3 protein-coding genes and 1 pseudogene are annotated in these 3,589 nt (G+C 69.4%); 3 read left to right on the forward strand and 1 reads right to left on the reverse strand.

The features are described 5' to 3' along the window. Nucleotides 1-486: 486 nt before the first annotated feature. Together GGR23_RS22925 and GGR23_RS23570 are read left to right on the forward strand one after the other, a co-directional pair. Nucleotides 487-1,911 (forward strand): DUF418 domain-containing protein, encoded by a 1,425-nt coding sequence (locus GGR23_RS22925; RefSeq protein ID WP_183368610.1) that lies wholly within the window; start codon nucleotides 487-489, stop codon nucleotides 1,909-1,911. 235 nt (nucleotides 1,912-2,146) lie between these two features. Beyond that, nucleotides 2,147-2,305 (forward strand): annotated as a pseudogene (locus GGR23_RS23570) (ArsR/SmtB family transcription factor); the annotation flags it as partial. A 265-nt stretch (nucleotides 2,306-2,570) separates the two neighbouring features. On the opposite strand, the gene GGR23_RS23575 reads toward GGR23_RS23570, so the two are convergent. Next, nucleotides 2,571-2,765, reverse strand: a complete 195-nt coding sequence (locus GGR23_RS23575; RefSeq protein WP_130104399.1) for a hypothetical protein — start codon at nucleotides 2,763-2,765, stop codon at nucleotides 2,571-2,573. 61 nt (nucleotides 2,766-2,826) lie between these two features. On the opposite strand from GGR23_RS23575, the gene GGR23_RS22940 reads away from it, so the two are divergent. Continuing rightward, a partial coding sequence (locus GGR23_RS22940; RefSeq protein WP_183368611.1) for a transposase zinc-binding domain-containing protein occupies nucleotides 2,827-3,589 on the forward strand: 763 nt, incomplete at its 3' end.

Genomic DNA, 3,589 nt, shown 5'->3' on the forward strand with positions numbered 1-3,589 from the left:
GGCCCTGTGCCGGGATTCGGTGAGAAATGGCTACGCACTGAGCCGCTGCGTGGCCCCGCGATGTCGAAAACCCACGCATGAACCCCCGATCTGTGCCCGATCTGTGCCCAAAGCGGCGCTTGCGCGACCGCCGCCTACCCGCCAGACTCGCCAAAAAGGGCGGTTGAACTTCCTATACCCCACCAGCCATTACGATTTATCCGCAACTATCGCGCTATCAGGCCGCAAAAGCAGCAACGGATATAGCGAAAACCGCCACAATGGCCCATAATGCCGCTATCGAAGCGTGCCAATGCACGCCGATAGCGGACTTTTTGCGTTTCCGTAGCGCCGCTTAGTAGCGTTACATTTGCGATGAGAGGATTAGATGGACGAACACGATGCCAAAGACCTACCCCGAAGAGCGAACATGTTCGTTTCAACGGTGTCGTCGTGAGTTCGTCCGGTACCGCCTCGACCGCGGCTCCGGGCGCGGTCCGCCATCCGTTGCCCGATCAGCTGCGCGGATTAGCCCTGCTGGGGATCGTGCTGGTGAACATGCCGTTCCTGGCGATCAGCGGGACCGGTGGTTTCCTTCCGTCGTCGACGTCGACCTGGTACGACCAGGCGACCGCGTTCGCGGTGGTCGCGTTCGCGCAGGGCAAGTTCTATCTGCTGTTCTCGTTCCTGTTCGGCTACTCGCTGACCTTGTTGCTGCGCCGCCGCACCGGTGACGGGTTGCGCCGCTACCGGCGCCGCCTGGTCGGGCTCGCCGTGCTCGGCGTGGCGCACGCGGTGTTCTTCTTCATCGCCGACATCCTGTTCAGCTACGCCCTGCTCGGCGTCGGGTTGCTGTTCTTCGTCGCCCGCAGCAACCGGGCCGCGCTGTGGGCGGCGGCGGCGGCGTTCACGGCCGGGATCCTGCTGCTGGTCGATCTGGTGCTGTCCTCACGGGGCACCCCACAGAACGGGCTGGTCGGCAGCGACCCGGCCATCCTCGACGCCGCGCTGCGCGGCAGTTTCCTCGACGCCGCCGTCGGCCGGGTCGAGGTGCTGCCCGAGATGTTCATCGCGTTCGGCGTGCTCAACTGGTTCCCCGCGTTCGCGATGTTCCTGCTCGACCTGGTCGCCGGCCGCCTCGGGATCCTCGCGAACCCGGCCGACCACACCCGGCTGTGGAAGGGCCTGCTCGTTCTCGCCGCGACGATCGGGCTACCCGGTGGGATCGCCGCCGGATGGCTCGCCCACGGCCCCGGCCCCAGCAGCCCGCTGCGCGACGTGCTGTCTGTGGCCATCGGGTTCGGCAGCGCCCCCGCGCTCACCGCCGGCTACGTCGCGGTGATCGCCCTGGCCACCCGCAGCCGGGTCCTGCGGCTGGTGGAGCCGGCCGGGCGGATGTCGCTGACCGGCTACCTGGGTGAGTCCATCCTGCTCACCGCGATCTTCTGCGGTTGGGGTCTGGGCCTGCTGGGGCAGCTCGGCGCCTTCCACGCCGCCCTGGTCGCCCTTGGGGTGTGGCTCGCCCTGGACGTGTTCGCTCACCTGTGGCTGCGCCGCTACACCTACGGCCCGTTCGAGTGGGTCCTGCGCTGCTGGTCCTACGCCACAATCGTGCCGCTGCGCGCGGTACGCACCGACCAGCCCACCTCGGCCCCGGCGGAGCAGACGAGTGGACGGCTTGCGGTCGCGCCGACCGGCGCAGACTGGGCCGCGGAGGCCGTGCAGGAGCTCTACCAGCGGCTCACCGGCTACACCCAGGATCACCACGCACGGATCGGCGTCGACATCGTGGCTTTCGGCGCGACCCGCCAGGTCCTGCTCGACCACATCGAGTCCCTCACCGCAACGGCATCCGACACCGCAGGCGGCGAGGACACCGCACGCAGCGACACGGCGCCGGGCGTGTCGCGGCACGACCGGGTGCAGCGTTGACGACGACGGCGACCACGACCGCATGGAGCACGTGCGCCGAGCACTGATCAGGCCAGGACCGGCGCCCGCGAGCAGCACCGACACCGCCACCGGCATCGGGCTCGTCCCCTAATCTGGACGAGTTGGCAGGTCTTCCCCTCGAATATGTCTACGTAGACACCTGTGCATGTCCTACGGTCGGATAATGAACGGTGGAGCGGTCGAAGACTGGGCCCGATCCGACACCGTCGAGGCGATGGGAGACCTGTTCCGGGCGCTGGCCACACCGGTGCGGCTCTCGATCGTGATGGAGCTCTCCGCGGCGCCGCGGGCGGTGGGCGAGCTGGTCGAGGCGTTGGGGGTCAGCCAGCCGCTAGTCTCCCAGCACCTCCGAGTGCTGCGGGCGGCCCGGCTCACCGTGTCGGAGACGTCCTGGCCGCGGGGTAGTTCGTCCAGTGACGTCACCGGCGGGGTGCCGTCGTCGCGCGCGCTGGCGGGGGCGCCCACGCTGGCCAGCGCCAGCGCCAGGGCCAGCGCAACCGCGCGCCGGCCCGGGTGGGAGAGGGAGTGGGGGAAAGTACGGATGGGAAGCTCCTCGGGGGCGGAACACCATCCAACGCGGGGATCCGCGCCGCGCAGGCGACGGATCCCCGCGCCGGTCGGTCAAGCGGAGTGCGTGCTCACCCGCGCGGCACGCGGCGCGGCGACGACTCCAGCCGCTGCACGCGGCCTTCGATCTGGTCGAGGCGCTGGTTGGCGCACTGGGCGCCCTGATTGGCGGATTCGGCGCTCTGGGCCGCCCCCTGCACCTGGGTGTCGAGGCGGTCGAGGCGGGAGTCGCCGCGGCAATGTCTGACGCGAAGATCAGAACGCACCGATACGAACGTGCGAACACAGGCGCAACCCTGAGCAGCCGTCCCTGCAACGGAGTGTTTCGTGCCGCGCCTGACCGCACCCCGGCGGCAGGCCGAGGTGTGCGCGCCACTGCCGGCCGCCCACGCCGCTGCGCGTTACGCGCGCCACCTGCCCGAGCGCACGCTGCTGTACGCGCTAGTGCAGGCGCGCTACCCGGACTTCATCGCGCGTCTTGAGGCCGAAGACCGCCCGCTGCCCGAGTATGTGCGCGAGGAGTTCGAGACCTACCTGCGCTGCGGCGTGCTCGAGCACGGCTTCCTGCGCGTGGTGTGCGAGCAGTGCCGGGCCGAGAGGCTGGTGGCCTTCTCCTGCAAGAAGCGCGGCTTCTGCCCCAGCTGCGGGGCGCGGCGCATGGCCGAGAGCGCGCGGCACCTGGTGGAGGAGGTGTTTGGCCCGCGGCCGGTGCGGCAATGGGTGCTGAGTTTCCCGTACCCGTTGCGCTTCCTGTTCGCCAGCAAGCCTGAGGCGATCGGCCCGGTGCTGGGCATCGTGCATCGTGTGATCGCCGGTTGGCTTGCCGATCAGGCCGGCGTGCCGCGGGATACGGCGCAATGCGGTGCGGTGACCCTGATCCAGCGCTTCGGCAGCGCGCTGAACCTGAATGTTCACTTCCACATGCTGTGGCTCGACGGCGTGTACGACGCGAACGTCGAGCCCCCGCGGCGCAAGCCGCGCCTGCGCCGCGCCCGTGCCCCCACCTCTGCGCAACTGACGCAGCTCGCCAACATCATCGCGCATCGCGTGTGCCGGCACCTGTCGCGCCGCGGCTGGCTCGAAGGCGAAG

It is taken from the genome of Gellertiella hungarica (assembly GCF_014197145.1).
Lineage (GTDB): Bacteria > Pseudomonadota > Alphaproteobacteria > Rhizobiales > Rhizobiaceae > Gellertiella > Gellertiella hungarica.